Source organism: Methanosarcina flavescens, from assembly GCF_001304615.2.
GTDB classification, from domain to species: Archaea; Halobacteriota; Methanosarcinia; order Methanosarcinales; family Methanosarcinaceae; genus Methanosarcina; species Methanosarcina flavescens.
In genome coordinates this window covers 2,397,752-2,423,607 of sequence record NZ_CP032683.1, presented here as the reverse complement: position 1 = coordinate 2,423,607, position 25,856 = coordinate 2,397,752, and the positions used below count along the sequence as shown (strand labels likewise).

34 protein-coding genes are annotated in these 25,856 nt (G+C 44.2%); 8 read left to right on the top strand and 26 right to left on the bottom strand.

The annotated features are described in order from the left end of the window. Positions 1 to 156 precede the first annotated feature (156 nt). The 25 genes from AOB57_RS10615 to rpl3p form a co-directional block, all read right to left on the bottom strand. On the bottom strand, positions 157 to 807 hold the full coding sequence (locus tag AOB57_RS10615; RefSeq protein ID WP_054299426.1) for an adenylate kinase: 651 nt from the start codon (positions 805 to 807) through the stop codon (positions 157 to 159). 78 nt (positions 808 to 885) lie between these two features. Then, the gene (gene secY, locus AOB57_RS10610; RefSeq protein WP_054299427.1) at positions 886 to 2,364 is read right to left on the bottom strand and encodes a preprotein translocase subunit SecY; all 1,479 of its coding nucleotides are present in this window, start codon (positions 2,362 to 2,364) and stop codon (positions 886 to 888) included. 143 nt (positions 2,365 to 2,507) lie between these two features. After that, entirely contained in the window at positions 2,508 to 2,930 is a 423-nt protein-coding gene (locus AOB57_RS10605; protein WP_054299428.1) for an uL15m family ribosomal protein, read from the bottom strand. A gap of 10 nt (positions 2,931 to 2,940) precedes the next feature. Then, on the bottom strand, positions 2,941 to 3,402 hold the full coding sequence (locus tag AOB57_RS10600) for a 50S ribosomal protein L30 (RefSeq protein ID WP_054299429.1): 462 nt from the start codon (positions 3,400 to 3,402) through the stop codon (positions 2,941 to 2,943). A 1-nt stretch (position 3,403) separates the two neighbouring features. After that, positions 3,404 to 4,030 (bottom strand): 30S ribosomal protein S5, encoded by a 627-nt coding sequence (locus AOB57_RS10595; protein WP_054299430.1) that lies wholly within the window; start codon positions 4,028 to 4,030, stop codon positions 3,404 to 3,406. Between the two features lie 9 nt (positions 4,031 to 4,039). After that, the gene (locus AOB57_RS10590) at positions 4,040 to 4,564 is read right to left on the bottom strand and encodes a 50S ribosomal protein L18 (RefSeq protein WP_054299431.1); all 525 of its coding nucleotides are present in this window, start codon (positions 4,562 to 4,564) and stop codon (positions 4,040 to 4,042) included. A 16-nt stretch (positions 4,565 to 4,580) separates the two neighbouring features. Continuing rightward, a complete protein-coding gene (locus AOB57_RS10585; protein ID WP_054299432.1) occupies positions 4,581 to 5,033 on the bottom strand; it encodes a 50S ribosomal protein L19e in 453 nt (150 codons plus the stop codon). A gap of 2 nt (positions 5,034 to 5,035) precedes the next feature. Further along, positions 5,036 to 5,461, bottom strand: coding sequence for a 50S ribosomal protein L32e (locus AOB57_RS10580; RefSeq protein WP_054299518.1), 426 nt, complete (start codon positions 5,459 to 5,461; stop codon positions 5,036 to 5,038). Between the two features lie 11 nt (positions 5,462 to 5,472). Further along, positions 5,473 to 6,003, bottom strand: a complete 531-nt coding sequence (rpl6p, locus tag AOB57_RS10575) for a 50S ribosomal protein L6 (RefSeq protein ID WP_054299433.1) — start codon at positions 6,001 to 6,003, stop codon at positions 5,473 to 5,475. A 17-nt stretch (positions 6,004 to 6,020) separates the two neighbouring features. Further along, the gene (locus tag AOB57_RS10570; RefSeq protein WP_054299434.1) at positions 6,021 to 6,413 is read right to left on the bottom strand and encodes a 30S ribosomal protein S8; all 393 of its coding nucleotides are present in this window, start codon (positions 6,411 to 6,413) and stop codon (positions 6,021 to 6,023) included. A gap of 9 nt (positions 6,414 to 6,422) precedes the next feature. Continuing rightward, positions 6,423 to 6,575 (bottom strand): 30S ribosomal protein S14, encoded by a 153-nt coding sequence (locus tag AOB57_RS10565; RefSeq protein WP_054299435.1) that lies wholly within the window; start codon positions 6,573 to 6,575, stop codon positions 6,423 to 6,425. After that, entirely contained in the window at positions 6,576 to 7,073 is a 498-nt protein-coding gene (locus AOB57_RS10560; RefSeq protein ID WP_054299436.1) for a 50S ribosomal protein L5, read from the bottom strand. A 4-nt stretch (positions 7,074 to 7,077) separates the two neighbouring features. Next, positions 7,078 to 7,785, bottom strand: a complete 708-nt coding sequence (locus AOB57_RS10555) for a 30S ribosomal protein S4e (protein WP_054299437.1) — start codon at positions 7,783 to 7,785, stop codon at positions 7,078 to 7,080. Positions 7,786 to 7,798: 13 nt separating this feature from the next. Then, positions 7,799 to 8,149 carry a 50S ribosomal protein L24 gene (gene rplX / locus AOB57_RS10550; protein WP_054299438.1) on the bottom strand — a complete coding sequence of 117 codons (351 nt, stop codon included), beginning with the start codon at positions 8,147 to 8,149 and terminating at the stop codon, positions 7,799 to 7,801. A 10-nt stretch (positions 8,150 to 8,159) separates the two neighbouring features. Beyond that, the gene (gene rpl14p, locus AOB57_RS10545; protein WP_054299439.1) at positions 8,160 to 8,558 is read right to left on the bottom strand and encodes a 50S ribosomal protein L14; all 399 of its coding nucleotides are present in this window, start codon (positions 8,556 to 8,558) and stop codon (positions 8,160 to 8,162) included. Continuing rightward, the gene (locus AOB57_RS10540) at positions 8,555 to 8,884 is read right to left on the bottom strand and encodes a 30S ribosomal protein S17 (protein ID WP_054299440.1); all 330 of its coding nucleotides are present in this window, start codon (positions 8,882 to 8,884) and stop codon (positions 8,555 to 8,557) included. Before AOB57_RS10540 ends, rpl14p begins: the two co-directional genes overlap by 4 nt. 4 nt (positions 8,885 to 8,888) lie before the next feature. After that, a complete protein-coding gene (gene rnp1, locus AOB57_RS10535) occupies positions 8,889 to 9,221 on the bottom strand; it encodes a ribonuclease P protein component 1 (protein WP_054299441.1) in 333 nt (110 codons plus the stop codon). Beyond that, positions 9,211 to 9,414 carry a 50S ribosomal protein L29 gene (rpmC, locus tag AOB57_RS10530; RefSeq protein ID WP_054299442.1) on the bottom strand — a complete coding sequence of 68 codons (204 nt, stop codon included), beginning with the start codon at positions 9,412 to 9,414 and terminating at the stop codon, positions 9,211 to 9,213. The genes rnp1 and rpmC overlap by 11 nt, the downstream gene beginning before the upstream one ends. Continuing rightward, positions 9,414 to 10,328, bottom strand: a complete 915-nt coding sequence (locus tag AOB57_RS10525; RefSeq protein WP_054299443.1) for a 30S ribosomal protein S3 — start codon at positions 10,326 to 10,328, stop codon at positions 9,414 to 9,416. The genes rpmC and AOB57_RS10525 overlap by 1 nt, the downstream gene beginning before the upstream one ends. Beyond that, positions 10,329 to 10,784, bottom strand: a complete 456-nt coding sequence (locus tag AOB57_RS10520) for a 50S ribosomal protein L22 (protein WP_054299444.1) — start codon at positions 10,782 to 10,784, stop codon at positions 10,329 to 10,331. It abuts the gene before it with no gap. A gap of 11 nt (positions 10,785 to 10,795) precedes the next feature. Next, complete coding sequence (locus tag AOB57_RS10515) at positions 10,796 to 11,206, bottom strand: 30S ribosomal protein S19 (protein WP_054299445.1); 411 nt, start codon at positions 11,204 to 11,206, stop codon at positions 10,796 to 10,798. A 15-nt stretch (positions 11,207 to 11,221) separates the two neighbouring features. Further along, on the bottom strand, positions 11,222 to 11,938 hold the full coding sequence (locus AOB57_RS10510) for a 50S ribosomal protein L2 (RefSeq protein ID WP_054299446.1): 717 nt from the start codon (positions 11,936 to 11,938) through the stop codon (positions 11,222 to 11,224). Positions 11,939 to 11,948: 10 nt separating this feature from the next. Next, a complete protein-coding gene (locus AOB57_RS10505; protein ID WP_054299447.1) occupies positions 11,949 to 12,197 on the bottom strand; it encodes a 50S ribosomal protein L23 in 249 nt (82 codons plus the stop codon). After that, positions 12,194 to 12,955 carry a 50S ribosomal protein L4 gene (gene rpl4p / locus AOB57_RS10500; protein WP_054299448.1) on the bottom strand — a complete coding sequence of 254 codons (762 nt, stop codon included), beginning with the start codon at positions 12,953 to 12,955 and terminating at the stop codon, positions 12,194 to 12,196. The genes AOB57_RS10505 and rpl4p overlap by 4 nt, the downstream gene beginning before the upstream one ends. A 5-nt stretch (positions 12,956 to 12,960) precedes the next feature. After that, positions 12,961 to 13,974: a 50S ribosomal protein L3 gene (gene rpl3p, locus AOB57_RS10495; protein WP_054299449.1), complete on the bottom strand. Its 1,014-nt coding sequence runs from the start codon at positions 13,972 to 13,974 to the stop codon at positions 12,961 to 12,963. 1,631 nt (positions 13,975 to 15,605) lie between these two features. Here rpl3p and AOB57_RS14865 point away from each other — a divergent pair. The 4 genes from AOB57_RS14865 (at position 15,606) to AOB57_RS10480 (ending at position 20,959) form a co-directional block, all read left to right on the top strand. Further along, positions 15,606 to 15,731 (top strand): hypothetical protein, encoded by a 126-nt coding sequence (locus tag AOB57_RS14865; protein WP_264371694.1) that lies wholly within the window; start codon positions 15,606 to 15,608, stop codon positions 15,729 to 15,731. Beyond that, the gene (locus tag AOB57_RS10490; protein ID WP_054299451.1) at positions 15,706 to 18,261 is read left to right on the top strand and encodes a TIGR04279 domain-containing protein; all 2,556 of its coding nucleotides are present in this window, start codon (positions 15,706 to 15,708) and stop codon (positions 18,259 to 18,261) included. Before AOB57_RS14865 ends, AOB57_RS10490 begins: the two co-directional genes overlap by 26 nt. Before the next feature lie 446 nt (positions 18,262 to 18,707). Further along, positions 18,708 to 19,364 (top strand): hypothetical protein, encoded by a 657-nt coding sequence (locus AOB57_RS10485; RefSeq protein WP_054299519.1) that lies wholly within the window; start codon positions 18,708 to 18,710, stop codon positions 19,362 to 19,364. Positions 19,365 to 19,612: 248 nt separating this feature from the next. Beyond that, entirely contained in the window at positions 19,613 to 20,959 is a 1,347-nt protein-coding gene (locus AOB57_RS10480; protein ID WP_082086784.1) for a TIGR04279 domain-containing protein, read from the top strand. A gap of 767 nt (positions 20,960 to 21,726) precedes the next feature. Here the strand turns inward: AOB57_RS10480 and AOB57_RS10475 are convergent. After that, positions 21,727 to 22,455: a glucose-6-phosphate isomerase family protein gene (locus AOB57_RS10475; protein ID WP_048167025.1), complete on the bottom strand. Its 729-nt coding sequence runs from the start codon at positions 22,453 to 22,455 to the stop codon at positions 21,727 to 21,729. A 279-nt stretch (positions 22,456 to 22,734) separates the two neighbouring features. Here AOB57_RS10475 and rfbC point away from each other — a divergent pair, with 279 nt between their 5' ends. The 4 genes from rfbC to AOB57_RS10455 all read left to right on the top strand — a co-directional run bounded on the left by rfbC (position 22,735) and on the right by AOB57_RS10455 (position 25,841). Further along, the gene (gene rfbC, locus AOB57_RS10470) at positions 22,735 to 23,286 is read left to right on the top strand and encodes a dTDP-4-dehydrorhamnose 3,5-epimerase (protein WP_048167026.1); all 552 of its coding nucleotides are present in this window, start codon (positions 22,735 to 22,737) and stop codon (positions 23,284 to 23,286) included. 85 nt (positions 23,287 to 23,371) lie between these two features. Continuing rightward, positions 23,372 to 24,328 (top strand): dTDP-glucose 4,6-dehydratase, encoded by a 957-nt coding sequence (gene rfbB / locus AOB57_RS10465; protein ID WP_054299452.1) that lies wholly within the window; start codon positions 23,372 to 23,374, stop codon positions 24,326 to 24,328. Beyond that, the gene (gene rfbD / locus AOB57_RS10460) at positions 24,301 to 25,110 is read left to right on the top strand and encodes a dTDP-4-dehydrorhamnose reductase (protein ID WP_054299453.1); all 810 of its coding nucleotides are present in this window, start codon (positions 24,301 to 24,303) and stop codon (positions 25,108 to 25,110) included. Before rfbB ends, rfbD begins: the two co-directional genes overlap by 28 nt. After that, positions 25,107 to 25,841 carry a sugar phosphate nucleotidyltransferase gene (locus AOB57_RS10455; RefSeq protein ID WP_054299454.1) on the top strand — a complete coding sequence of 245 codons (735 nt, stop codon included), beginning with the start codon at positions 25,107 to 25,109 and terminating at the stop codon, positions 25,839 to 25,841. Before rfbD ends, AOB57_RS10455 begins: the two co-directional genes overlap by 4 nt. The last annotated feature ends 15 nt before the right edge of the window (positions 25,842 to 25,856 follow it).

Below are 25,856 nucleotides of genomic sequence, written 5' to 3'. Positions count from 1 at the left end.
CTTGTTGACATAAACAGCCGCATATTATTTAAATACTAATTGTTTGAATCAAATAGAGAAGAAAGAAGCGGAGGCTTTTTATTTGACATGCCTAGTAAAGGAAAAAATAGAAAAGCAAGAGACTTAATAAAAGAAAAGGAAAAGGAAATGAAGGTTTCAGGCAAATTTTGCAAGGACTGCCTTTATATCTTCAAAAACCTCATCTATGCCTTTGGTGCCATCAAGAGATACCAGGAGACTCTTTTTTGCATAATAATCAATAAGTGGCTGAGTCTGTCTTTTATAAACTGTAAGGCGATTCTTGACAGCCTCTTCTCTGTCGTCGTCACGCTGGAAAAGTTCCCCGCCGCAAACATCACAGACATCCTCCTTTTTCGGTGGGTTGAAGGTTCTGTGGTAGCTCGCGCCGCAGTTACTGCACATAAGACGGCCGCTTATTCTCTCGACCAATTCTTCATCAGGCACTTCAAGGTTGAGGACAACATCTATAGGCTTGTTGATCTCATCAAGGATGGTTGCAAGAGCATCAGCCTGGGGTATAGTCCTTGGATATCCGTCAAGGATGAAGCCTTTTTCACAGTCCTCTTCCTTCAGACGGTTCTTAATAATCCCTATAAGCACCTCATCAGGAACAAGTTCTCCTTTATCCATATATGCCTTGGCTGCAAGCCCAAGCTCGGTCCCTTCCCTAACATTCGCCCGCAAAATATCCCCTGTGGAGATCTGCGGGATTCCGTAGAAATCAACCATTTTTTTGGCCTGGGTACCTTTTCCGGCACCCGGGGGCCCGAAGATTATTATATTCATTCGAAAATCCCTGTGTCTGTATCCTTTAGTTTATTACTTTACACCTAACTCGATTCCTTTCTCAAACTCAAAAGACCCTTACTGTTCCCCGAAGAAAGAACGGATCATCGGGTGCATTTCCATCATCTGCTCGGATGCTATATCCTCGTACAGCCTATACACGATACTCACAGTAAGCAGCAGCCCTGTACCGCCAGCACTTCCAATGGTACCTAGCAGACTTGCAACCAGTGTAAGAATTCCTATGAAAGCTCCACCTATTACGGTTACTTTCGGGATATAACGCTGCATGACCTTTTCAATACTGCCGATGTTCCGCCTGAAGCCTGGGATCTGCATGCCAGAATTAAATATCTTCTGGGCTGTAGGCTTTGCGCCCATGCCTGTAGTCTCTATCCAGAAGAGGGCAAAGATAATCCCGCCTCCAATAAGGAAAAGCGCATCCATGAAAACATGAAGTGCAATCTGCCAGGTAGCAGGCGCAGCAACCCCATAGCTTGCGAAGGACTCCCGCACTAGAGACGGAATCCAGTCATAGGGGCTATTTATTGGAGCAAGATAATACATAATCCCGTTAAGCGGTGTTGACCCACTGAACTCACCAAGGAAATTAATTCCCCGGCTTGAGAGAATAATCCCTACCATCTGGATATTAGCCTGAAGAGCGCGGACAAGGATCATTGGCAGCACTGAGGCATATATAAGCTTGACAGGGAAGCGACCCCTTGCTCCTCTTACTGCGCTGTGCGCGAGAGGGATTTCAATTCTCGTACTCTCAACATATACCACAAGCAAGAAAATAGCAACCGTGCTCAGAAGTGCCAGAATTCCTCCTCTGATCAGCATGAACATCACGCCTTCACCTGAGAAGAGATAATCTGTTCCAACATTCTGGGCGATGTAAACCCATTTAGGAATCAGCCCTATGGGGAGCCCTGTTTCATCAGGTTGCCAGTTGAATATTCCTGTAACAATCTGCTGGGAGATTCCCGCAACAATGAAAAGCCCGACTCCTGACCCGATACCCCACTTAGAAACCACCTCATCCATGAACAGGATCAGTGCACCTCCAATAAAGATCTGGACGAGGAGCAGGAAGGTGATTACTCCCAGGCCTACACCAAGAACAGAAGCAAGCCCTGGATCAGGCTGGATATACCCACCAAGTAGCTGCGGCAGAGCCTCCAGCAGGATCATGACAAACACAAGAAACTTCTGAGCCCCCTGGAAGAATGCCTGGTCTCTGGGGTCCGACAGGTCCAATTTAATAATATCTGCTCCAACAAGAAGCTGCAGGACGATCGAAGCCGTGACAATGGGCCCGATACCTAGAAGAATAAGGGATCCAGACGCACCTGCAAAGAAGGCACGGTAAGATTCAAAAAGGTCAACCGAATCCTGGGACATCCCAAAGAGCGGTACATTTGCCAGAGCAAAGTACAGCATAAGGACTCCCAGAGTCCACCAGAGCTTATCCTTAAAATGGACATGTTTTTCCGGACTTGCTACTGCAGGTAACTTGTTAAAAAACGGTTCTAACGTATCCCTGAGAGTCATCGATTACACCATTCAAAATATAATTTATTTATAATTTTTAAAATGTTAGATCACGTTTTACCGTAAGATATTGGTAGTATAGTACATCTAATATGAAAAAGTTACCAAAAGAATTAAAATAAGTAATGTCAGAGTGACACTACTTATTCCGCATCTATGCAACTTCCGCCGGCGTTCTCAATTTTTTCGCGAGCAGATGCGGAGAATTCTTCCGAAGTAACCACAAGGTTCTTCGTAACACGTCCGCTTCCGAGCACTTTCTCAATTCCGAGGTTCTCAAGGTTAATGTGGTATGCTCCGTCCCTGACTTCTGCAAACCCTTCCTCAACAAGATAAGGAGCAAGCTCGTCAAGTTCTCCCACATTTACTATGGAGACATCTCTGGAAATTTCAGCAGGGCGCTTAAAACCATGCTTTCCGTAGCTGTATCCCCGTAAGATAGCTCTTACAAAGTGGTGTTTACCGCCACCGGATTTCCCACGGCCTCCGCGGTTTCCAGCTCCACGCCTGTTTTTGTGAGTCCCGCCTCCACAAGTCCTGGACCCCCTGAACTTCTTTGTATCCATTCAAACCACCTTATCTCATTTTGTGCAGGAGCGCATTGATATTCTCGCCGTGGTTTCCGAGCGTGCCGCCCTGCTGTACGGTCCTTTTAATCCCAGCATGCCCTTTCCTTGGAGGATGAAGCCTGAAAACAGGCTTCAGTTTGGGAACGGCCTTAAGGGTAGTTTCTCCTGCAATTACAGCGTCTGCAAATGCCTGAATAGAATCATAGGCTGTGTTTTCTCGTATATATTCCTCGGTTAGGCGGGTGTTGCCTTCGAGTCTTCCACGGTTTTCGAGGATCCCTGCGAAGGTTTTTGCGTCAACCTTCCCATAGGCGACGTAGTCCTTAACCTTCTGAATCATACCCTTGTAGTGAGGAGTCTCGGGCACAAGCACACAGTGGTTAACTTTGTGCAGGCGAAGCATCTTCATGGTATCCTCAATGGTATACCGGACGTTAACCGGGCCTCTCAACCTTACAACTGCATACATCTCAGGCTTCCTCCTTACAGTATACTGGCAGACTCATGACATTGACCTGGTTAAGGGCTTCGAAGGTTGCCTTTGCGAAGTTGAGGGTAGTCCGCGTAGTTCCGAAGGTCTTGGTCCATACATCTTTGATACCGGCTTTTTCCAGCACCTTGGTTGCAGTATTCCCTGCAGCTATTCCAAGGCCTCTTGGAGCCGGAATAAGAGTTACGCTTACACTGCCTGACTTTCCTGTGACTTCATAAGGAACTGTATGAGGTAGTCCGCAGGCACATTCCCAGGATCCGCAGCCTCTGCGGATGTAGGTAATATCGAGCTTTGCAGCATCAATTGCCTTGCGGATTGCGGGCCCTACCTGCACGTCTTTTGCCTGCCCGAGTCCTACGTAGCCGTTTCTGTTCCCTACAATTACGGTTGCTCTGAATTTCACACGGCGTCCTGAGTCAGTCATCCTCTGGACCATGTTAATATCGAGCACCTCATCTTCCAGGTCAGGAAGCAGCATATCAATTATCTGGGGTTCCCTGATAGGCAGGCCTGATTTAATTGCTTCTTCCATAGAAGCAACCTGTCCTTCTGTGACTAATCTTCCAAGCCTGGTTTTCGGAACCCAATCTTCATCGAATGCCATTTAATCACCTTAACTAAATTCAGCAAAGATTTTCTCTTTGGTTGCTTCAAACTGCTCTGGCAGGTCTGAGCTCTCTTCTCTGTATTCAGCAATGTGCTCTCCCCGAATTCTCTCATCCGAAGGGAAAACCTCAGGGCTGCAGGGAACCTCAAAACCCGAGTCTATTATGCCTTTAAGCGCAGCATAGACCCTGGAGCCTGCAGAGGAAGCCTGAAGTCCTATATCCAGAATGCCTCCCTCATATCCCTTTTTCAAACTCTTCAGTCCGAAAAGGAGCCCTGTAAGATATGCAGCCGTGGTATTTCCGGTAGCTCCTGCGTAACCGTACCTGGCAAGCTCACTCGAAACGGCTGAGGAATAAGTTATATCCCCGTCGGGGGTTGGAGCTATTAACTGGATCTGAATGTTTCTTGCACTCTTCCTGACAACCACACGGTCCTGCTTTGAGAGCAGTAACTTGAGCCGCAGGTGATAATTAGTGCGACCTTCTCTTCTTCTTCTAAAAGGAACCTTATATCTTGGTCCTGTTGCCATATTTAGCTCCTCCAGTTTATTTCTTTAACGTTTTTTCGGACCCAAGGTGGGAATTCAGGTGGGCAACGCTTCTATATTCGCCGCCTTTTGCTTTCCTGTAAAGTCTGCAGTACGTGGACTTATCAAGTGTGCCATCTGCACGCAATTCCTTGAGCCTTCTTCTAAGAGCCCGGATCTTTTTGATCCACAATTCCTTCTTTGGGGTACGGGCTCCTTTCGTACCTTTTCTTGAACCATGACCCTTGCGGTGTCCATACTTACGCTTGGCGGCAAGAGCTCTGGCTCGGCCTCTGCTGACTCCTTTTACCGGTTTTGCCTTAATAGTGCCTTTCTCGATGAGCCCGCGGATATCTTCCCTGGTAATTGCCGACGCGATCTCTTTGGAGGCATCGGGATTAAGCCATACTCTGTCAAGACCGCATTCGAGGATTTTGGAGGCTAACCTTCTCTGATTGGCCAAATCTGACATTTTTATTCACTCCTTCCAGGGTTCAATATCTTGATTCCGAGTTCTTCGGCTTTTGTGATAATAATAGCTTTTTTTCTTGCGCCTACCGTAGAAGCTATCCTGATAGCCTCATAAGAAGGATCAATAAGCTCAAGTTCATCAGCACTGGAAATAAGCACATCCGAATAACCGGACGGGTGCAGACCTTTTACTGCAACCGGGCTTCCATATCCTACCTGGGCGAGCGCACCTTTAGAGATATATTTTCTGCGCTGTTTGCCTTGAATACCTCTCGGATGCCTCCAGTTGCTGTCAAGTCTTTTGAATTTATGATAGGCCGCTCTCTTAAACTGGGGTTTCTTTCCCTTCAGAACCTTTCTCACATTGAATAAACGCCTGGACTCAGAGTCCATATCAAGAGTACCTTCTGATTTGAATTCTTCTGCCATCATAACCCACCTCAGGCTTTCTGCACGATATAGATTCCATCCTGGAAAATCCTCGGGTCGAATCTCCTGATCTTGGTCTTCTGTTCGATGTTTGCGGCAGTCTGCCCGACGTCTTCCTTGTTGATCCCGGTGATAGTTACCTCATTTCCGGTTACCTTAACCTTTGTCTCGCCAAGGATTTTTGCAACTCTCGGCTTCTTTTCTCCAAGGAAGTTTCCGATTATGAAGGACTTACCATCAACTTTTACCTGCATAGGGAAGTGAGAGTACACAATAGACATTTTGCACTCAAATCCTTCATTTACGCCTTTGATCAGGTTTTTGATGTGGGAAGTAAAGGTGCCTACCATGGCTTTCTGTTCTTTCCTGGAGGATACTGCATCCACCACTACTTCGCCTTCTCTGACGTCGATCTTGATCCCTGGGTACCAGAGCTTTCTTTCGACAGTTCCCAGGGGGCCCCTCACTGTAAACACATCCTGAGAGAAAGAGACGGAAATTCCTTCAGGAATCTCTATTGTTCTTGCAATTTCCTTAACCATTTCCTGTTTCCTCCAGCTCAGTACACATAAGCAAGAAGCTGCCCACCAATCTTCTTCTCACGGGCTTCGTACTGGGACATAACCCCGCTTGAAGTGGTAACTATAAGGGCGCCAAAGTTCTTTGCCGGCAGGAACTGCTTTTCCCAGCGTTCAAAGCTGCCAGTTCCCACGGAATACCGCGGCTTGATTGCACCGCATTTGTTGATTCTTCCCACAAGGGTAACATTGTAGATTCCGGCTTTTCCGTCATCGATAAACTCGAATTCTCCAATGTATCCGAGATCTTGCATAACCTTCAGCACATTGCCGATGTTTTTGGAGGCAGGCCTGATGACACAGGCGCTCTTCCCGACATCTTCGGCGTTTTTAATTGTAGAAAGGGCATTTGCAAGAGGATCAAGTAATACCATTTTATCACCTTACGAATACTTCTCAAAACCCATCTCGTGGGCAATCTCCCTGAAACAGTGCCTGCAGAGGTAGATATCGTATTTGCGGACAAGACCCTGCTTTCTTCCGCAGCGCTTGCACACATTTACTCCTCTTCCGGACTTGTCTATAGTCTCTGCCATTTACATGACCTCCACGCCATAGTTCTCGCTAAGGAAAGCAACTGCATCCTCAACTGTAACCCTGTGGTTAGTCGGGATCTTCCTTTTTGCGATCCGTCTCTTGCAGATTCTTTCTCCAGGGCGTTTGATCACAACTGTTACATCCATTCCGAAAACCCCGATATTCGGGTCATATTTCATGCCCGGAAAATCCGTGTGTTCTTCAATTCCGAAAGAGACGTTTCCAAGGGAATCAAACTGGGACCTGACAAGGGTTTTGCCAACGATGCCTAGAGCTGTCTCAAGGAACTGCTGGGCTTTCTGGCCTCTCAGGGTCACCTTGCAGCCTATGGGTTCGTTCTTTTTAATCGAGAAAGCCGGAAGAGTCCTTTTGGCAAAGCACCTGACAACTTCCTGTCCTGTGATTGTCCTGAGGATCTCCTCGGCATTTACAAGATGCTGGCCACTTTCTCCAACACCCATGTGGACAATTACCTTCTCAACAGCCGGAGCGCGCATAGAATTACTCAATTGCCTCACCACCGAGCCTGATCTCAGGTTTGTCTTCGCCAATTACAAACACGTAATCTTCAATCGTCTCGAAATCGGTTTCCCCGGAAATCGTGACTGTATTGTGCCTAGAACTCTTAACTTCCTTGATTTCCTTAATTGTTCCGATCTCCCCGGAGTGCTGTCCGCCTACCACCATTGCCAGGTTGCCGACCTTGAACTTAAGGTGCTTTACTACCTGCTTGTCAGGCACGGAAAGAATCAGAGAGTCCTTTGTGCTGTATTCGTTAGAGCCAAGAATATTGGTCCCGTCATTCAGGTTAAGCTGCACCTTTCCTCCTTTGAGGGTAGTCTTGTTGTTAATCTTGCACAGCTTGTTAACGTTTGTCTCGCTCAGTTTATGAAGGGTAAGACGCCCCTTTTCATCCTGGAGCATTCTGTATGCTTCGTTTATGAGCGGGAGTGTAATTACATCAAAAAGCCCTACAGGGAACCTTAGGTCTTTCCTGGGAATGCCGTCCACAAGAACATTACCTTCCGAAAGAATTCTCTTACCTTCTCTACTGTTATCTACGAGCTTGAGAATATCGCGAATAATGATTCCTAGCGGAAGACTGCGTACCTTGCTGTGAGGCCCCGGGCGGGTGGTGGAGACCCACTTATAACCTTTTTTCCCGGCCTTCCAGCTTTTTGGAATTGATAGTCTTTTCTGGTGTGTCACAAAATCACCTGCCTCACTTCTTAATGCTTGATGCTCTGCGCCCGTCCTTCAGTTCCAGTTTTATGATCATAACATTGGAGGGGTAGATAGGTCTTGGGACTTCGGTGCCATCCACCTTGGTAGAGATAACCCCATCCACAGTAATAGTGCCGTCCTGAAGAGAAACGGTCTGAACCTTTCCTTCAGTACCCTTAAAGTCTCCGCGCATGACCTTCACGGTATCTCCCGCGATGACTGCGGCGCTTCTTGTGCCGTATTCCTTGGAGAGCGATTCACTGAGCCTTGCACCCATGAGTTTCTGCTTAATGTGCAGAGGTGCGTTATATCTTGCTTTTCTCTGCTTCCTTGGCTGTTTGGATACCATGCTCGCCACCTCAGATAATAATAGATGCCGTGGTCCCGATCTTTGGGTATCTTTCAGCTACTTCTCTTGCTACAGGACCTTTTATGTCCGTGCCTTTAGGAACCCCTTCTTCGTCTGTGATTACCATGGCATTGTCCTCAAAGGATACACGCAGCCCATCCGGACGGCGGAATTCCTGCTTCTGGCGAACCACTACTGCGAGGACAATCTGCTTCCTCATTTCGGGGGTGCCTTTCTTCACCGAGACGACACACATATCTCCAATTCCTGCGCAGGGCATTCTGTTCTTGACCCCTCTGTACTTCTTGACAGAGATGATCTCAACTACCTTGGCTCCAGTGTTGTCTACACAGGGAACATTGGCGCCTGCATTAAGAGCCCTTGGGATGTTAGAACGTATGCCTTTCATTTGGGCACCTCCGCTTTAACTACCACAAAGGACTTGGTTTTGCTTATACGCCTGCATTCCGCAACCGTGACGATATCCCCGACTTTTGCTGAAATGCAAGGCGGGTTGTGTGCGTGAACCTTCGAGCGTCTCTTCTCGTATCTCTGGTATTTTGGCACCATTTTCATGTGTTGCCTTTCAATAACTACCGTATTGTCCATCTTGTTGCTGACCACGGTTCCCACAAGTATTTGACCCCTTACTGGGAGCGTGCCGTGGAAGGGACAGTATGAATCATCACATTCTTCCGATGGCGCCGGTATGTTTAATCCAATATCTCTTGCCATGAGTTTAGCCCCATTTGCGTAACTTTTTAATGTTCTTGATCCGATTTTCGGGTTGTGAGAGCAGCAGGTTTCCCTGAATTTTAACGAATGTATCGGATCTGCGGCCTTTTTCTGAGAGCTTGGCAGGGATCCGGAAGAGAAATTCCGAATCCGCCTTTGGAATCTTCAGTTCCCGCGACTTCGAGTTTTCTACGATTAACATATTTTTTGTCTCGTCAATTACCCTGCCGCGGATTCCTGTCAATGCTGGATTAGTGGAACGAATCACCAGAATTTCGAGCCCTATCAGTTCATGGTAGATAAGGGTCGAAGGTAAAATTTCCACTTTAGATTTCATTTAGTTCGTGCTGAATTGTCTTTATCCGGGCAATTGTTCTCCTGATTTCTCCGATCCGTCCCGGGTTTTCAGGAGCTCCGCCTGCGGAGGTAAGGGCGCGTTCCCTGACCAGTTCATTTTTCAGAGTCTCAAGTTCATCAGCCCGTTCCTCAGTAGTCATAGTCCGGATTTCACTGGTTCTGAGAATTGCCATTATTCCTTAGCCTCCTTGTGAACCCGTGCCATGGGGTGCCAGTAGTCATAGCCTTCGTGCTTGTGCTGCCAGACTCCATTGACCTGTCTTCTGAGTTCTTCGGAACCTTCGACCTGAATGACTTCAGCTTCTTCCTCTTCGGCGGTCTCAGCCTGAGGTTCTTCCTCGGCTTCTTCAGGCTCTGCGACTTCGGCTGCCTCTACAGGTTTTGCAGGTGCAGCTGCAGGACGAGGTTTTGCCGCGCCTTCCTTCTTAGGAGCTTCAGCAGGTTCCTCTGCCGGCTTCTCGGCAGGCTTTTCAACCGGCTCAACAAGTTCACCTATTTCCCTAACTTTGTAGGAGTCAGGCAGAACAACGCCCGGCTGAATGATCCTGACTTTGCAGCCAAGGGTTCCGAGCTTTTTGATCGCTACTGCAAACCCTTCGTCAACAACCTGTTCTACGGGATTTCCAGAGTGTTTTATGTACCCATCAACGAATTTCTCGACTCTTGACCTGGCACCTGTAAGTTTTCCAGAGATAACAACCTCACAACCGAGTGCACCTGCATTCATGACCGCCCTGAGGGTGTTGTGCCCGGCTTTTCTGAAGTACCAGCCTCTCTCAATTGAAGCTGCAAGCCTGGATGCCATCATCTGAGCGTTAAGTTCAGGTTTCTTGACTTCCTGAGCGTCAATCTGCGGATTTTCAAGGTTATACTTGGCTGCTACATCCCTGGTAAGCTTTCTGATGACCTTCCCGGCTTTCCCGATTACCATTCCAGGCTTTTCGGAGTAAATAATAATCTGGGTGCCCATTGGGGTCCTGTTAAGCTCCATACCGCCGTATCCAGCTCTGTTCAGCTGCTCTGCGAAGTACTCGTCCATGGAGGCTTTAACATACCCATCATTGACGAATTTTCTCTCTATTGCCATTTAGCGCACCTCGGAAAGAATCATCTCGATATTTACAGTGTTTGTGTCTTTAGGAGTGGCCCTTCCTCTAGCCCTTGGCAGGAACCCGTGAATTGTCCTTCCGCGTTGGATTGCTGCGTGAGAAATGAACATATTTGCGGGCTCAAGACCCTTATATTCGGCATTGCTTTCTGCATTCTTTAGGACCTTAAGGATCTCTTTGGAAGCATTTACAGGGTACCTGCCTGCAGCCATCTTACCTTTTCTGTGTCCTGCTCCGTCATGGTGCCTCTTGAAGGGTACAGCCTGTTTTAAAGCAATTACATCTTCTAAAAACTTTCTTGCTTCGGTGACCTTCATGCCCTTAATTTTGCAGCAGATTTCACGGGACTTTTTAGGAGAAATATGGAGTTCAGAACCCATAGCCTTAGAGGTGGTCTCAGGATCTCCCTTAACTGAATAATCAATTCTTGCCATTCCCTCTCACCTCATTTCAGCGGCACGAACTTGCTTGAACGGGTTGCCCCCACACCGGCACTACCATGTGTAACTCTTGATCTTGTGGGTGCGAATTCCCCAAAGCGGTGCCCGATCATTTCAGGCTGTAGATCCACACTTACGAAGGTTTTCCCATTGTGGATTTCAATAGTCTGTCCAATCATTTCCGGAAGGATAATCATGTCTCTGTGATGAGTTCTGATCTTCTTTCCTTCCTTGAACTCATGCAGGACTTTTTTCTGTCCGTCCGTGAACCCGCGTTTGATGCTCCTGCGTTCTCTTGAGGGCAGGAGTTCTGCAAACTCTTCAAGACTCATTTCCTGAAGTTCTGAGATGGTTTTCCCGCGGTAAGTATATTCACCCTTTCTCTTTGGTAATTTTGATGATGATTTTTTAGCCATAACGAATACCCCTCATCAGCGCTTCATTCCGGTTCTTCTGGCTGCAATCAGTCCGACCTTTCTTCCGGGCGGGGCATTTCTGCTAACCGTTGTGGGCTTGCCCGGGTGCTTCCAGGCACCTCCACCGAACGGGTGGTCGCGCGGGTTCATGGCAATACCTGAAACCCTGGGATACTTTGCAGCTCTTGTTTTCAGTTTGTAGTATTTCTTTCCAGCCTTAAGCCATGGTTTGTCAACCCTGCCACCGCCTGCAACAATACCGACAACTGCTCTGCACTTTGGATTAAGCCACTTAATAGTACCTGAGGGCATTGCCACTGCAGTCCTGTTAGGCTCATGAGTTACGACAGTTGCGTATACTCCTGACGAGCGCACGAATTTACCGCCATCATTTGGCTTTGACTCGATGTTGCAGATAAAGAAACCTTCAGGCACATTTCCGATAGGAACTATGTTTCCAGGCTTAACATCGGCATCGTCTCCACACTTGATTGTGTCCCCTAATGCTACCCCTTCGGAGGCCAGCAGGAGAAGCTCTTCTCCGTTTTCAAAGAGGACTTTTGCAATCGGAGCTGAGCGAGCAGGGTCATGCTCGATATCAATGACTTTTCCCTGGATCGATGTATTTTCATCAACACGAGGATGCTTCAGTTCTGCCTTGTACTTGTGAGAAGGAGCTCTGTAGGTTGGAGTGCCTCTACCCCTGTTCTGTGATATTAATCTTTTACCCATACCTCACACCTCACATAAGTCCTATCCGGGTTGCAATCTCGTGTGCCGATTCGGGATCTTCGAATGTCAGGACTGCTTTTTTCGTACCCTTCATGGTAGTCATTGTCCGCACGGATTTTACTTTGAACCCGTACAATTTCTCAACGTCTTCTGCGATCTGCTTTTTGTTTGACCTGGGATCCACGATAAACTGAAGCTTATTTTCATCAAGCAGCATCATCGCTTTTTCAGTAACAAAAGGATAGTTAATTGAACTCATTGGAATGCACCCTCCAGTTTCTCAATTGCGGATTCTGTCCAGATAGTAAGGCGCCCTGCATGTGTGCCAGGTGCGAGCAGCTCGGCATTCAGTGAGTCCACAGTTGTAACGTCTACTCCTGAAAGGTTTCTTGCAGCCTTCAGGATAGGGCCATCTTCCCCTGCAACAATAAGTATACTCTTTTTATGCTTGTATTTCCTGCCTCTGAGCTTTCCGCGGCCTGCACGGATATGCCTTCCGTATTTTGCCCTGAGCACATCGTCGTAGACTCCGATAGCCTGCAGGAATTCTATTACCTGCTTTGTCTTATCAAGGTCTTCGAGAGCATTTTCCGCAACGATCGGAAGCTCGGCATCAAAGATGTGACCTCTAAGGCTTACGAGGGTTGGGTCTCTAGTTGCTGCGATTGCAGAGCGGATTGCATAGCGGCGTTCCTTGGTATTGACTTTCTCGCTCCTGTCAGCCTCAGGCTTTGGTGGGTGGGCTCTTCTTCCACCTCTTGCTTGCGGAACTCTTGCAGCTCTGCTGCTGTTTGCAAGCCTTGGTACCTGGGCAACTCCACGTCCTGAACCCCAGGATCTTGCAGAGGTGTCCATTCCTGCATAGAGACGGGGACCGTAGGGCTGAAGCCTGTTTGCCTGTGCCGCAAGTACTGCCTTTTTGATCAGATCAGGGCGGTAGTCCACATCAAACACATCAGGCAGCTCAATTTCCCTGATAACCTTTCCTGTAAGGTCTATTGTTTTTGCTGTAGCCATTTTGTTCACCCCTGCTTGGATTCCCTGCTTATGTGAAGTATGTTCGGTTCGCCAAGGTCGGCTTTCTTTGCCCTGATTGGGTCTCTGAGTCTGATAAGCCTCTTTGATGGTCCGGGTACACTGCCTTTAATGAGCACATAGTCTCCACGGACAAGACCGTAATTTATGAAACCGCCTTCAGGAGTAACTTCTTCCCCATCTGATCCGATCTTGAGAATACGCTTGTTGAATTCGGTTCTCTGGTGGTACCCCATCTGACCCATCTGAGGAACTCTCCACGAGACCCGGGCAGGATGCCATGGACCAAGGGTACCGACCTGCCTGAGGCTGCCCTGTCTGGAGTGCTTGTTTTTCATAAGCTGAATGCCCCAGCGTTTGACAGGACCCTGAGTACCTTTACCAGTGGTGATAGCAGCTGTGTCGACAAGTGTCCCGGTTTTGAAAACGTCAGTGACGCTTACAAGGGTGCCGAGGATTGACTTTGCGTACTCGAATTTGGTGTTGAGATCTCTGGCACTGATTCCGGATTCCATGACGTCAGGTGTCTTTTTGGGAACCCCGGTAAGGTTCTTTGGCAGGGTGTAAGTAATTGCTCTGATATCGCTTACCTTGCCTTCCTCGATCATTTTTCCGATGTTCTCAAGGTTTTCAGCCATGTTTCCAGCTGCTGGTACAGGGATCCTGCGCTTGAGTTCAGGGTCGAGGTCTGCTGCCCATACCTCAGCGACTGCCTTTTCTCCGGTGCTGTCTTCTGCATAAGCCCGGATGGCTGCGACCCTTATTGCAGGAGTTTCGATGACAGTTACAGGCACGGAGACTTCCATGCCCTGGGTAAGGCTGTTCTTTGTGTCATCAACCATGATCACGTGGGTCATGCCCACCTTGTACCCTGCAAAACTCTGTAGCCTTGGTTCACCTGTAGCCTCCGGCCAGGCTCTGAACCGTGGAATGTGGCTCTTTGCCCTTTTGCGCGGACTGAATGCGAGGGAACCTCGTTTTGGTCGGTGTATGCTTGCCATATTTCTACTCCGTAAATTTCAGTTGAAATACCAGCCCCTCCGGTCGGCTCAATATGAGTGGCAAAAGAAAAATGCACTGGATTCCCCGAACGCTACCAGGTGGGGGAGGGACGTCTTTCAGACCTGCCTGGCAGATATGCCTCGAGCAGACCAGAGCCTTATAGCTCCCGGTACCCTAATTCCTTCAGGCATCTGCAAATATCCGATCCTCTTCCCAGCTTGTCTAGCAGGAGCATACTCTTAAAGGACCGATTTTTCGATCCTGGCAGACCCAAATCCAGGCATCCGGCCTTGATTTGAAACATTCGTAGCCTGATTTGAAACTTCAGTATTCGGTAACCTGATTTTGAATTCAGTTCCCTGATTTGAAACTTCAGTATTCAGTAACTGCAACCGCGACTCATCGAAAACTTGAACAGTTTCGTGCGATTCTAGACGTCGGTTCGACGCCAAAAGCGGGCGTTTCAAAGCATTGGCCCTTTGACACTCATGTTGATCCGACTTTTCTCACTGGATTTATCTTCAATGCAGGAAATCTCCCGTAAAGCACGGCAGAAAATCCTATTTCCCGAAAACTTTCGGGAAGAAGCATTAAGCATCACATTGATCTGATTAGATAATTTCAAACACTAAATGTCTGAAATTTCCATCTTGGACGTACTTTGCCTTTAAAGGGCATATCTAATATATAAAGCCTTTGCAGGCGAGAAGATAATTGCAAAAGAAGAATCAACTTCAGGGAAGAAATAATCAAATAAATTAAAAAGACCGAACTCGTATTTCTTCGATAAAAACTTTGAGTGATGAGATCTCAATTGAAAAAAATACCAGTTCTACTGCTCTACTTACGGACCAGCAGGAGCTTAGGCAAGCTTACAAGTGTGATATCAACCGACCCGTGATATATTATAGTATGTTATAGCCCACCTGTAAATGTGATATATACATACTAAATGTATTAATATGCTCATCTAAACGTATTATACACCTAAATGTATTGTATACCCACCTTAACGTATTATGCACCCATCTAAATGTATTATATACCTATCTGTAAGTTACACATAAGTGTATTATATTATACATAGCCAGCTACAGGAATATTTGAAACCAGATAGATTCTGTTAATCGGAGCATTATTCTGGATATTCAGATTAATATTAAACCCTGACTATATTTTTAGACCTTTCAGAATTCTTAGTTTAGATCCTGTTCAGAATTCTTTTCAGGCTTCTTTTTATACTTCGAACTTGAACTATTTAACTTCAAACTTGGGCTATCTAAATCTGGTTATTTGGAGAGTTCACAAAATAATCAATCTCTTAACTTGCTGCTATAATAAAAAATATTACTACCTAAAAATAATAGCACGAGAGAACTATTTTTAGAAATCTGCATTTATTTACTCCTGCCCACAAACTGGGATTATAAACTGAAGACCTGCAGCCTGTAGAAAGCCTAGCTTAAAAAGTAAAATTCCTTTAGAAGGCAAGCCCAATCCGGAGAAAAATTCTTAAAAGGAAAAACGGAATAAAAAAAGAAGATTTTTCAGTAATGAGACTCCAGGAGATATAGATAGACGGACTTTAACCTGGATATTATTACTTTTGCTTTACTTAAAGAGAAAAACTATGATAAGAATCAGACTTGTAGACAAAAATAACATCAAAATTATTAAAATCTATGAGAATCCCGGTCAGGCAGGAAAGAGGATAATCAGGGGTGTAGTGATTGAAGAAAAAAACAGAGAGATATAGCGAATCATACAGCAGAAAATGGAAATCTGCATGGGTTATTTTAGTTCTTATTTTTTCAATAATCTCAATACCAGCCGCAGGAGAAGAAGATAACACAGGAAATGGGACAAGTATCGGACAGAGTCCAGAGCAGGTAATTATTGAGAATGACAGCTCAGACAGTTCAGAAAATGCTGGAATGAGTCCGGAAAATGAAACAGAGGAAATCGGCGATACGGACAGCAAGAAAAGTGCGGGACCGGGCCAGGAATCAACCGTAGAATCGGGTAATGGGTCAGAAGGGGAAGAGAATGAAATAGAAGCGTTTGAGCCGGGAACCAAGGCTAATAGTGACATACAAAATAATAATGCAATAATTCCAGAGAGCCCGGAAAATGAACCGGAGCCACAAGAAGAAGCAAGTGGCAGCGCAGGTGATCAGGAAGGTGTGGACAAGGGGCAGGATCCAGATAAAGGATTAAATAACGGGGCAGATAACGGAGAAAACGAAGCTGGAAACCCTGAATCAAGAACCGGAGCAGATAACGGGACTCAATATGGACAAAGTAGGGATGATGACCAGGAACCGGAAATTGTAGAAGAGAATAACACGGATAACCAGAAAACCAGGAAAAAAAATTCAGGTCCGCAAACAGGAAAGAATAACAGTACAGAAATTCAGGAAATCGGGAAAAAAGATCCAGGTCCACAAACAGGAAAGAATAACAGTGAGGAAACTCAGGAAACCAGGAAAAGAGGTCCAGATCTACAAACAGGACAGTATAACAACACGGAAAACCGGAAAAATACCGGGCACAAGCCTGTACCAGGCACAGAAGTTGAAAAAGGGATAGAAGATCCGCTAGGAGAAGGAGCGAATCCTGAGCAGAAGACAGGAGAAGAAAATACCTCAGAAAGTGTGGAAGAGGAAATAGAATATGAGACAGGAATAAATAGCGATATAGACAAGCAGGAAGGCACAGAAGAGAGTCAGGATACTGGAAGGCACAGTGGGGCCAAACGACAGGAAAATATAGTAAAGGTTCCTGAGCAGAAACAGGAGGCAGGAAATAACATAACCAGCTCGGAAGACGGCGGAGCAAACCTGAAATTAAAAGAGAAAGTAGAGAATAGAACGGATAATAAAAATAGTGCCCCAAGAAGAACCGACCCAGATGTAAGAGTATGCAACAGAGCAGAAAGCCCAAAAGCTGCCGGAGTAGAGAAGAGACCGGAAACAAGGGTATGCAATTGCACAAAGATCCCTGAAAGTAAGAAATTGATACCTGAGGTAAAAACAATACAATGTAACTGGACAGGAAATCTGGGAAATAAGGAAGTGAAACCTGAAATAAAAATATGTTATCTGGCAAACAATACGGGGAATGGCACAGGAAATGAAACTGTAATACCTGAGATAGAACAGAAGAGAAGTAGCTGGAATAAACTGAAATTCATACTGTCATACCACTGTCCTCTTCGTTCGTTTTATACCGTAAATGAGAGCGTGAAGATAAGCTATCAAGGGTCTGAGACCCTCAGACATGAGAATGTGAATATATATCTTGTTAAGGCATACGATCCTGGTTTTCCTGGAAAAACCATTTTAAATGGCACGGATGGTAACGAAGATAGCCTAGAGGAAATTCTCAGTAACAATACTGAATTTTATGTGCAAATCCCTGCAGTTCTGAACGGTGACGGGGATCTGCCTCCCCTGACCCTTGGTCCTCTTTCTGCCGGGAACTACCGGGTTCTTATAACTCTTGCAGGAAACGAGACTAATAAACCTGACCAGGAAAAAGAGATTCTTTTAGCAAATTACTTTGATGTTCTGGAGTACAGAATGGAAGCTAAAGTTCCGTATACCATCGAGGAAGGCGAAAATCTTGAGGTCAACCTGAACCTGAGGAATGCACCTGCCAGGACAGGTTACACATATTGGGCTGTACTTTTAAGAGCAGATACATGCGAAAATGAGAATACCCCATCACGGGCAGCAGTATTGGCAAGACCTGTGGTAAACGGAGTTGATATTATAAGGAACCTGGAAGCCGGCCTGACAGGAAACGAGTCAGGAGCCGGAAAAGACGGGCTTAAGAACGAGATCCAGAATTTTATAGGAAAAGAAAACGGCACAATAAGCATAGGCGAGGAAGACCAGAGCACACTTTCCCTGACAGGCATGGATCTCCCTCCAGGAGACTATATCCTCTTTGCAGGAGCCCACGAGAAAGGCAGGGGACTCGCAGGCCTGGCACAGAAAGAACTGAGAATCTCATCCAAAGACTCACCCGGCGCGAGCCTGAGTTCCCTTTCGGAAACCTATCTTGGCAATATTTCTTCAATGAAAAGTCAATACTCTCCTTTTATGGGACTCAGTTCCGTTTTCGGAATTCCAGATACGTTCATATCTGAAGAAATCAAGCCTCACATTCAGACAAAAGCAATTGCTCATGTCATAAGAAATCCACCAAAGATCCCATCCTTCCTACTAGGCTTTACAGGAACACTCCTTATAGGGCTTGCTGTATTGAGGAAAAGGAAGTAAGGCAGAGAAATAAGCTCAAGAAAGCAGGCAGGAGAATCCTCATTCAGCCTTTACAACAAAGAAAAATTTGGGAAAAAAATCGAGAGAAAGGATGTAGAGAGTTACAATCCTTTCTCCTATTACTGAATGCTAAAACCACATACAGAGAGATTTTTTGCCTCTGACAGCGCAGAAGGCTAAAAAATACACGAAAAAAGTAAAATACATAAGCCAGTTTTATGTATCTATTTCTATATCTGTCTGCAGTTTTTATAATTATTCGTTTCATAAGTACGAGCTTCTTTCAATATTTAGTCTGATGAAGATTAGATTGTTACAGACGAAAAATCCAAGAGGAGAGATTAAACAAATTGTCTTCTAAGAGATTTAATTTAGTAAGTCCAGTTTTTACATCTATCCTACCTTCCAGGAATAAAGGGAATTTGGGATTTCTGCTTTTGCTTTCTATGCTCCTGTGCATTATTTTATCTCATGGAGCAGTTGCTTCAGGCAGCTGGGAACTTATTCCTGCGAATCCAGTTGTTGGGGATGTAATGGAAATAAGAGGAACCGGTTTTGAGGGAGAGAGTACCGACGTGCTGATAACTTTTGAAAAAGAAGTACAGGTTGTGGACGGCAGATATGAGTATTTGCTTGAAGATGTGAGAATTCCCTCCGGTTTTGATAATAGATTTACCGTGCAGGCAACAGGGGTAGATGACCTGAATGTGAGAGTAAAAATGCTTCTGTGGATTACTAAAACTGCAGAAGCAAAGGACGGAGTTGCTACTGTTTCCCAGGCAGGTGTCCCTCCTGGAACCTATAAGATCAGGATTGATGGGAAGTCGGATGCTCCAAGTGTCAAACTAAAAATCACGGCTTTTCAGGAAATGGAGGTAGATTCTGAAGGGAGCTTCAGCTACACATATGATTCTAAGTCTATGCCGTCAGGCAGTTTTGAGGTAAATGTTGGGAGCATTGCAAAACAGGTAGAATTACAGCCAGCAGCAGGAAACATCGAAGGGGACGCTGAGAAGGATTTCAAATCGGAAAAGATGTGGGTAGCAGGAATTCTAGCCGTATTAATCTTGTTCGTGGCTTATTTGAGGAGGAGAAAATCATAAAAAAGCATATGGAGTTTAAATTAACTTATCTGAAATTAATTATAAGTATTTTGACAGGTTATAAAAATATTTTTATTAAAATATTTTTAAAATAGAGGATATAACGTAATTAATAATCTAATAAGATCTGATTAAAAAAATTAATGAGTGGAAACTTAATGACTAATAAAATGAATATTAAACAAAAGAAAAAAAGTAGTAATAAAATTGAGGTAAAATATTGAATGTTTATATAAGGGGTGTGATGATTGAATAAGAAAACAGGAATGAGTGAAATAAATTGTAGAAAATGGATATTGAGCCTGGTGGTTTTGATCTGCATTTTCTCACTTATTTCCGTGTCAACAGCATTTTCGGAAAAAGAATCCGGAATTGTAAGTATTGAGAAGAAAGGAGAAAGCGTCGTTTTAGCAGACCACAGTGAGAGCCCTACTGAAGGCGGCTGGATTACGCTTAGCGGAGGAAAAGAAATCCAGCTCCCACAGCCTCTTAATTTTACTTATTATGGAGTAAAGAAGCTGGATGGAGAGGGAGCAAAAATTAAAATAAAACAGTCAAATCCAAAATTAAAGAAAGGAAACAATACTGAACTGACATTTACGTATCCATATTCCACACATCCTTTTTACACTGAAGACCAGAGCGTAATAATGAGCTTTAACGGCTCTTCAGATTTCAAGAAGCAGGATGTGGAGATTTACCTTATTAAGGGATTTAATGTACGTTCCACTGGAGAGATCCTTATTGATCTTGCGGATAATAAAACAATGAGCCTGGAAGAAGCTTTTAACAAAGGCACGAATTTCTCTACCCCAATAAGTGCAACCCTAGATAAAAACGGAGACCTAGCTGAGCCCCTTACTTTTGATTCCCTTGAGCCAGGGTGCTACGGCATCCTCATAACGCTTGCTGATGATAAGAACAAAAAGGACAAATTTGAGAAAGGAGAGAAATACAAGAAAGGAGAAAAAACTGAGAAGGAAAAAAAATCCAAGATGAAAAAAGTGATCCTCTCCGCAACCTGCTTTGAAGTTCTTGACTACGAACTAGAAATGGATGCAGCAGACACACTTGAAAAAGGTGAAGATCTTGAGGTTAACCTGAGCCTCAAAGGTGCGCCTGTCGATGGGAACTTCACATACGGTGCTGCACTTATAAAGAAAGAAGCTTATAGAGCTGATATAAACCTCAGCACCAATGGAACAAGAGCCGGGACCGATGTTTTCATTAACGAAATCGGCATTGCCAGGGATCTGGGTATCAACTCCACAAACTATGAGTCCAAACTCAATAGAGATGAGCTCTCAAATAATATCCAGACCCTGATTGGGGAAGGCAACGGCACAATAAGCATAGGCGAGGAAAACCAGAGTACCCTTTCCCTGATGACCTACGATCTCCTGCCTGGAGACTACCTGCTATTTACAGGCGCTTATGAACCGGGCAAAGGCATTGTTAGCATTGATCAAAAAGAACTGACCATATTTGCAGCAGGAACTTCCCAGACAGAGCCTGACCAGGATTCTGAAAAAGAGCTGAACTCAAAACCTGACAGTAGTTCAGGTCTCTGGAAAAATTTACAAGACCGATTTTGATCAGCAGTAAATAATAGCATAAAAGAGTTAAAGACTTGAGAAGAAGGGTTTGTTTACATAACTGCCTTCTCTTCGGTCTTCTTTTTTATTTCTTCATTTTATTATCCGATTTTCCACTGACAGTTATTTTTCTATCAATACTTTTGCCCAGACTGCTTTGCAAAAAAATTATTATTGAGAAGGAGAACTGGAAATAGAAAACCGTTATTGAAAGGAGCAATTAATTAAAGTTCTGGTGTTCGGAAAAATTATTTTGAAGTTGGCGGTTTTCTTGTAAGTGCTTGAATAAACCCGAGATTGCATGAAGTAAAATTCCGGTAAAGGTCATCCCCATTCCCAGAATACTTAGCAGGACCATCAGAACCGTCGGTCCGAAGGGAAGTCTTCCACCAAGGTAATAATTCTGTAACAAATAGAAGCCTGTGTATAACCCACCTGAACAGAAAACAAAACCTGGTAGCACAAACCAGTATAGAGGATTAAACTCCATTTTTTTTAAGTTATTAAGTCGAACAGCCAGACTACTTTTCAAACTATTTTTTGTTGAATTGCCCGTATTATAAAACTGGAATATATATTTAAACGTAAACTAACCTCCATACAGTTAGTTATACCCAAAGTATAAATAGATGGGCTAATCCTTGATAAGAAATTTCAAAATATAAAAACGTTTCTAAAAATGTGAACAAACTTATATAAATTAGAAAAGGAAGGAACTATAGAATTTTTTATTCTAAAGGGTTAAAAGCCATAGAGCTTACTCCCAGTCAGCAGTAGGCGGTTTCAAACATACAGGTCAAAGATTCTGGCTCTTTGAGGAACCTGAGAGCCTGCAAATTTTCTACCAGCTCATACATGTCTTCTCCTTTCGAAAGCCCGAGCAGTTCAGCTCCTTTTGGTTCAAGCCTCCTGATTTCCGGCACAAAACAATAATTTGGATTCCTGACAAACCCTTCCTCAAGCAGAAAATAAGCCCCTCCTCCAAACTGCCGGACAGGCTCGTAGAGCGAGGAAAAATCCCTACTGACCCAGTTTGCCATTTTTAAAACTTTTTCCGACCTGTTAATCGTGATATGTCCGTAATCAGGAGGGATAAAAACAATATCTCCTTTTTGAGCTTCAACAGCGATTACATCTGCAATTTTTAAGCCCCCTCCTGCCTTCTGGAGAATATATACTGCAGACCCTTCCAGCACCTGATAAATCTCTGAATAAGAGATGTCCGCCTTCGGGATCTTTGGATGATAGTGTCCTGCAGTCTTGATGTACTCCTTCCCAAGCTTTGCTGGCGGAATGACAGTAATATCATAGCGCAGTCCGAACTCCTGCATAAGTTCAAGCTCCTCTTTACTTCGGGCAAGCTCCCTGTACATATAATATAGCTCGAAATTCTCAGCCGTCTTAAGCCATTGCTTGTCTGCAATGACTTCTCTCATGTCATAAAGAGTTCTTACATCTGGAACACGGGTGGTTTCCCCAAAAATTAATGGTTTCACATTTCTCACTCAGTTTAGCAGGTTCTAGATGAGTATATAAGATCTCTACCAAACTATTTAAAAATATTTGAGAATTATATGTGATTTAGAACTACAATTTCTTTTTTGAGATTATAAAATAAGAAATATAATTAAACCCGTTCTGGGGAAAAATAAGATTAATAAGATATAAACACAAACCAAATACTTTAAATAATTACAAAATGTAATTCAATAAAAAATTAATATAATCAAAGAGTCACGACAATCGGCCTGAGAATTAATGAAGAGGCAAACGAGATGAATCTGATAAAAACCAAAATAGAAGATCTCGTGATAATAGAACCAAAGATATTCACAGACGACCGCGGCTATTTTTTTGAGAGTTACAATAAGAAAAAGCTGGAGGTGTTAACGGGAAAACAGTATAACTTCGTTCAGGACAATGAATCCAAATCTTCGTATGGAGTTATCCGGGGACTTCACTACCAGTTAGCCCCTTACAGCCAGGCAAAACTTGTGAGAGTTCTCAAAGGAAAAGTTTATGACGTTGCCGTAGACCTGAGAAAAAATTCACCTACTTTTGGAGAATGGGTAGGGGTAGAACTTTCCGCAGAGAACAAAAGACAATTTTTAATCCCAAAAGGCTTTGCTCACGGTTTTTCCGTCCTAAGCGAAACTGCAGTTTTTACGTACAAATGTGATGAATACTATCACCCTGAAGCTGAAGCTGGCATAATTTACAATGATTCTTCCTTAAGAATTGACTGGAAAGTCCCTGAGAAAGACATAAAACTTTCAGAGAAAGACAAACTCCTGCCAGAATTTGGAAATGCTAAAATGAATTTTTAATATTTAAAGTTTTCAACTAAGTTCTATAACCAACCATAGGATAAAAACAGATATAATAAATGCACGTGACAAAAAGGTGACTAAATTGAAACTGTTGGTTACTGGCGGCTGCGGATTTATAGGCAGCAATTTCATACATTATATGCTGGAAAAATATCCAGATTATCAAATTGTAAATCTTGATAAACTGACATATGCAGGAAACCTAACCAACCTAAAAGATGTTGAAAATAATCCGAATTATTCTTTTGTCAAAGGCGATATCTGCGACCCTCTTATCGTCAATGAAGTAATGAAGGAAGCAGATCAGGTTGTCCATTTCGCAGCCGAAAGCCATGTTGACCGGTCAATAGAGGATGGTTCGGTTTTCGTCAGAACAAATGTGCTTGGGACAAATACCCTTCTCCAGAGCGCACTTGCAAATAATATAAAAAAGTTCATTCATGTTTCAACTGATGAGGTGTATGGAAGCACAGTGGAGGGTTCCTTTACCGAGACCGATAACCTGAATCCTTCAAGCCCCTATTCTTCAAGCAAAGCAGGCTCAGATCTCCTTGCAATGTCCTACTATACAACCTATGGTCTGCCCGTTTGCATAACCCGATGTACGAACAACTTCGGGCCATATCAGTACCCTGAGAAACTAATTCCTTTTTTCATCAGCAGGTTGATGGAAGGGAAAAAGGTACCTGTCTATGGGACCGGTCTTAATGTTCGGGACTGGATTTATGTCGAAGATCATTGTTCTGCAGTAGATTTTGTCCTTCACAACGGCAATAGCGGAGAAATCTACAACATAGACGGCGGAAACGAACTTACAAACCTCGAAATTACTTACCGCCTTCTTAAAATGCTCGGCAAAGACGAATCTTCAATCGAATATGTTGAAGACCGGAAGGGCCACGATTTCAGATATTCGCTCGACGGCAGCAAGCTGGAGAAAATGGGCTGGAAACCCAAATATAATTTTGATGCAGCTCTGGAACAGACAGTCAGGTGGTATGTAGAAAATCGATGGTGGTGGGAGCCATTAAAACGCTGATCATCGGTTCCAGCGGGATGCTTGGATCAGACCTTTGCAAAGTTTTTCCTGATGCAGTTAAGTTTACTCACAAAGACCTCGATATCACAAGCCGGGAGCATGTTCTGAAAGCTATCAGGGAAATCAGTCCAGATGTAGTGATCAATGCTGCTGCCTATACTGATGTAGATGGCTGCGAGGATAACCAGGAACTGGCGTATGAAGTAAACGGAAATGGGCCTGGAAATATTGCAGAAGCCTGCTCTATTGCTGGAGCTAAACTGGTTCATTTCAGTACTGACTATATTTTTGATGGTTCTAAGAAAGAATATGCAGAATCCGACACTCCAAACCCGATTAATGTCTATGGACGTTCAAAGCTTCTTGGTGAGAGGAGAATCATTGAATGTATGGGCGATTACAGGATCATTAGAATTTCCTGGCTTTTTGGTACTCACGGGAAAAATTTCGTTGAGACCATGCTGAGATTATCCAGAGAAATGGATACTGTAAAGGTAGTCAACGACCAGTTCGGCAAACCTACCTACACAATAGACCTGGCTGCCAGAGTAAAGGAGATAATTGAACTTGAACCCGGAATTTATCACATTACAAATGACGGGGTCTGTTCCTGGTACGAATTTGCCTCTTCTATTATTGATAACGTACTTCCCTGTACAAGTGAAGAATTCTCAAGAAAAGCAAAAAGACCGAAGTATTCAGTTCTTGCAAACACCAAAACTGAACCTATGAGGCACTGGAAAGAAGCACTTGAAGCCTATTTGAAGGAGAGAAATATATGAAAGGCGTAATACTTGCAGGCGGCACAGGTAGCAGACTCTACCCTCTGACTAAAGTTACAAACAAGCATCTTTTGCCAGTTTACGACAAACCAATGATTTACTACCCACTTGAGACTCTGATAAGTGCCGGAATAAAAGATATAATGATAGTCTCAGGCAAAGGGCACGCAGGACATTTTCTTGAACTTTTAGGCTCAGGGGCAGATCACGGAGTACATTTTACCTATGAGATCCAGGAACAGGCTGGAGGAATTGCCCAGGCACTCTATCTAGCAAAAGATTTTGTTGATGGAGACAGCGTAACTGTAATTTTAGGCGACAATATCTTCCAGGACAATATAAAAGAAGATGTCAAAAGTTTCAAAACCGGTGCCAAAATTTTCCTGAAAGAAGTGCCTGACGCTTACAGGTTTGGAGTTGCAGAACTAAAGGGTGAGAAAGTAGTAGACATCGAAGAAAAGCCAAGAGAACCAAAATCCAATTTCGCGGTTACAGGACTTTATATTTATGACTCTGGTGTTTTTGATGTAATTAAAACACTAAAGCCTTCTCGAAGAGGAGAACTTGAGATAACAGACGTAAATAATTACTATGTAAATAAGGAGGTTATGGAGTACAGGATATTCAAAGGGTTCTGGAGTGACGCCGGAACATTTGAGAGTTTGTTGAGAGCCAGCCTGATGATTCAGAAGGAAAGATCAAATAGCCCACATAGAGAGGGCTTTTTCTAAGATACTATTCACAGA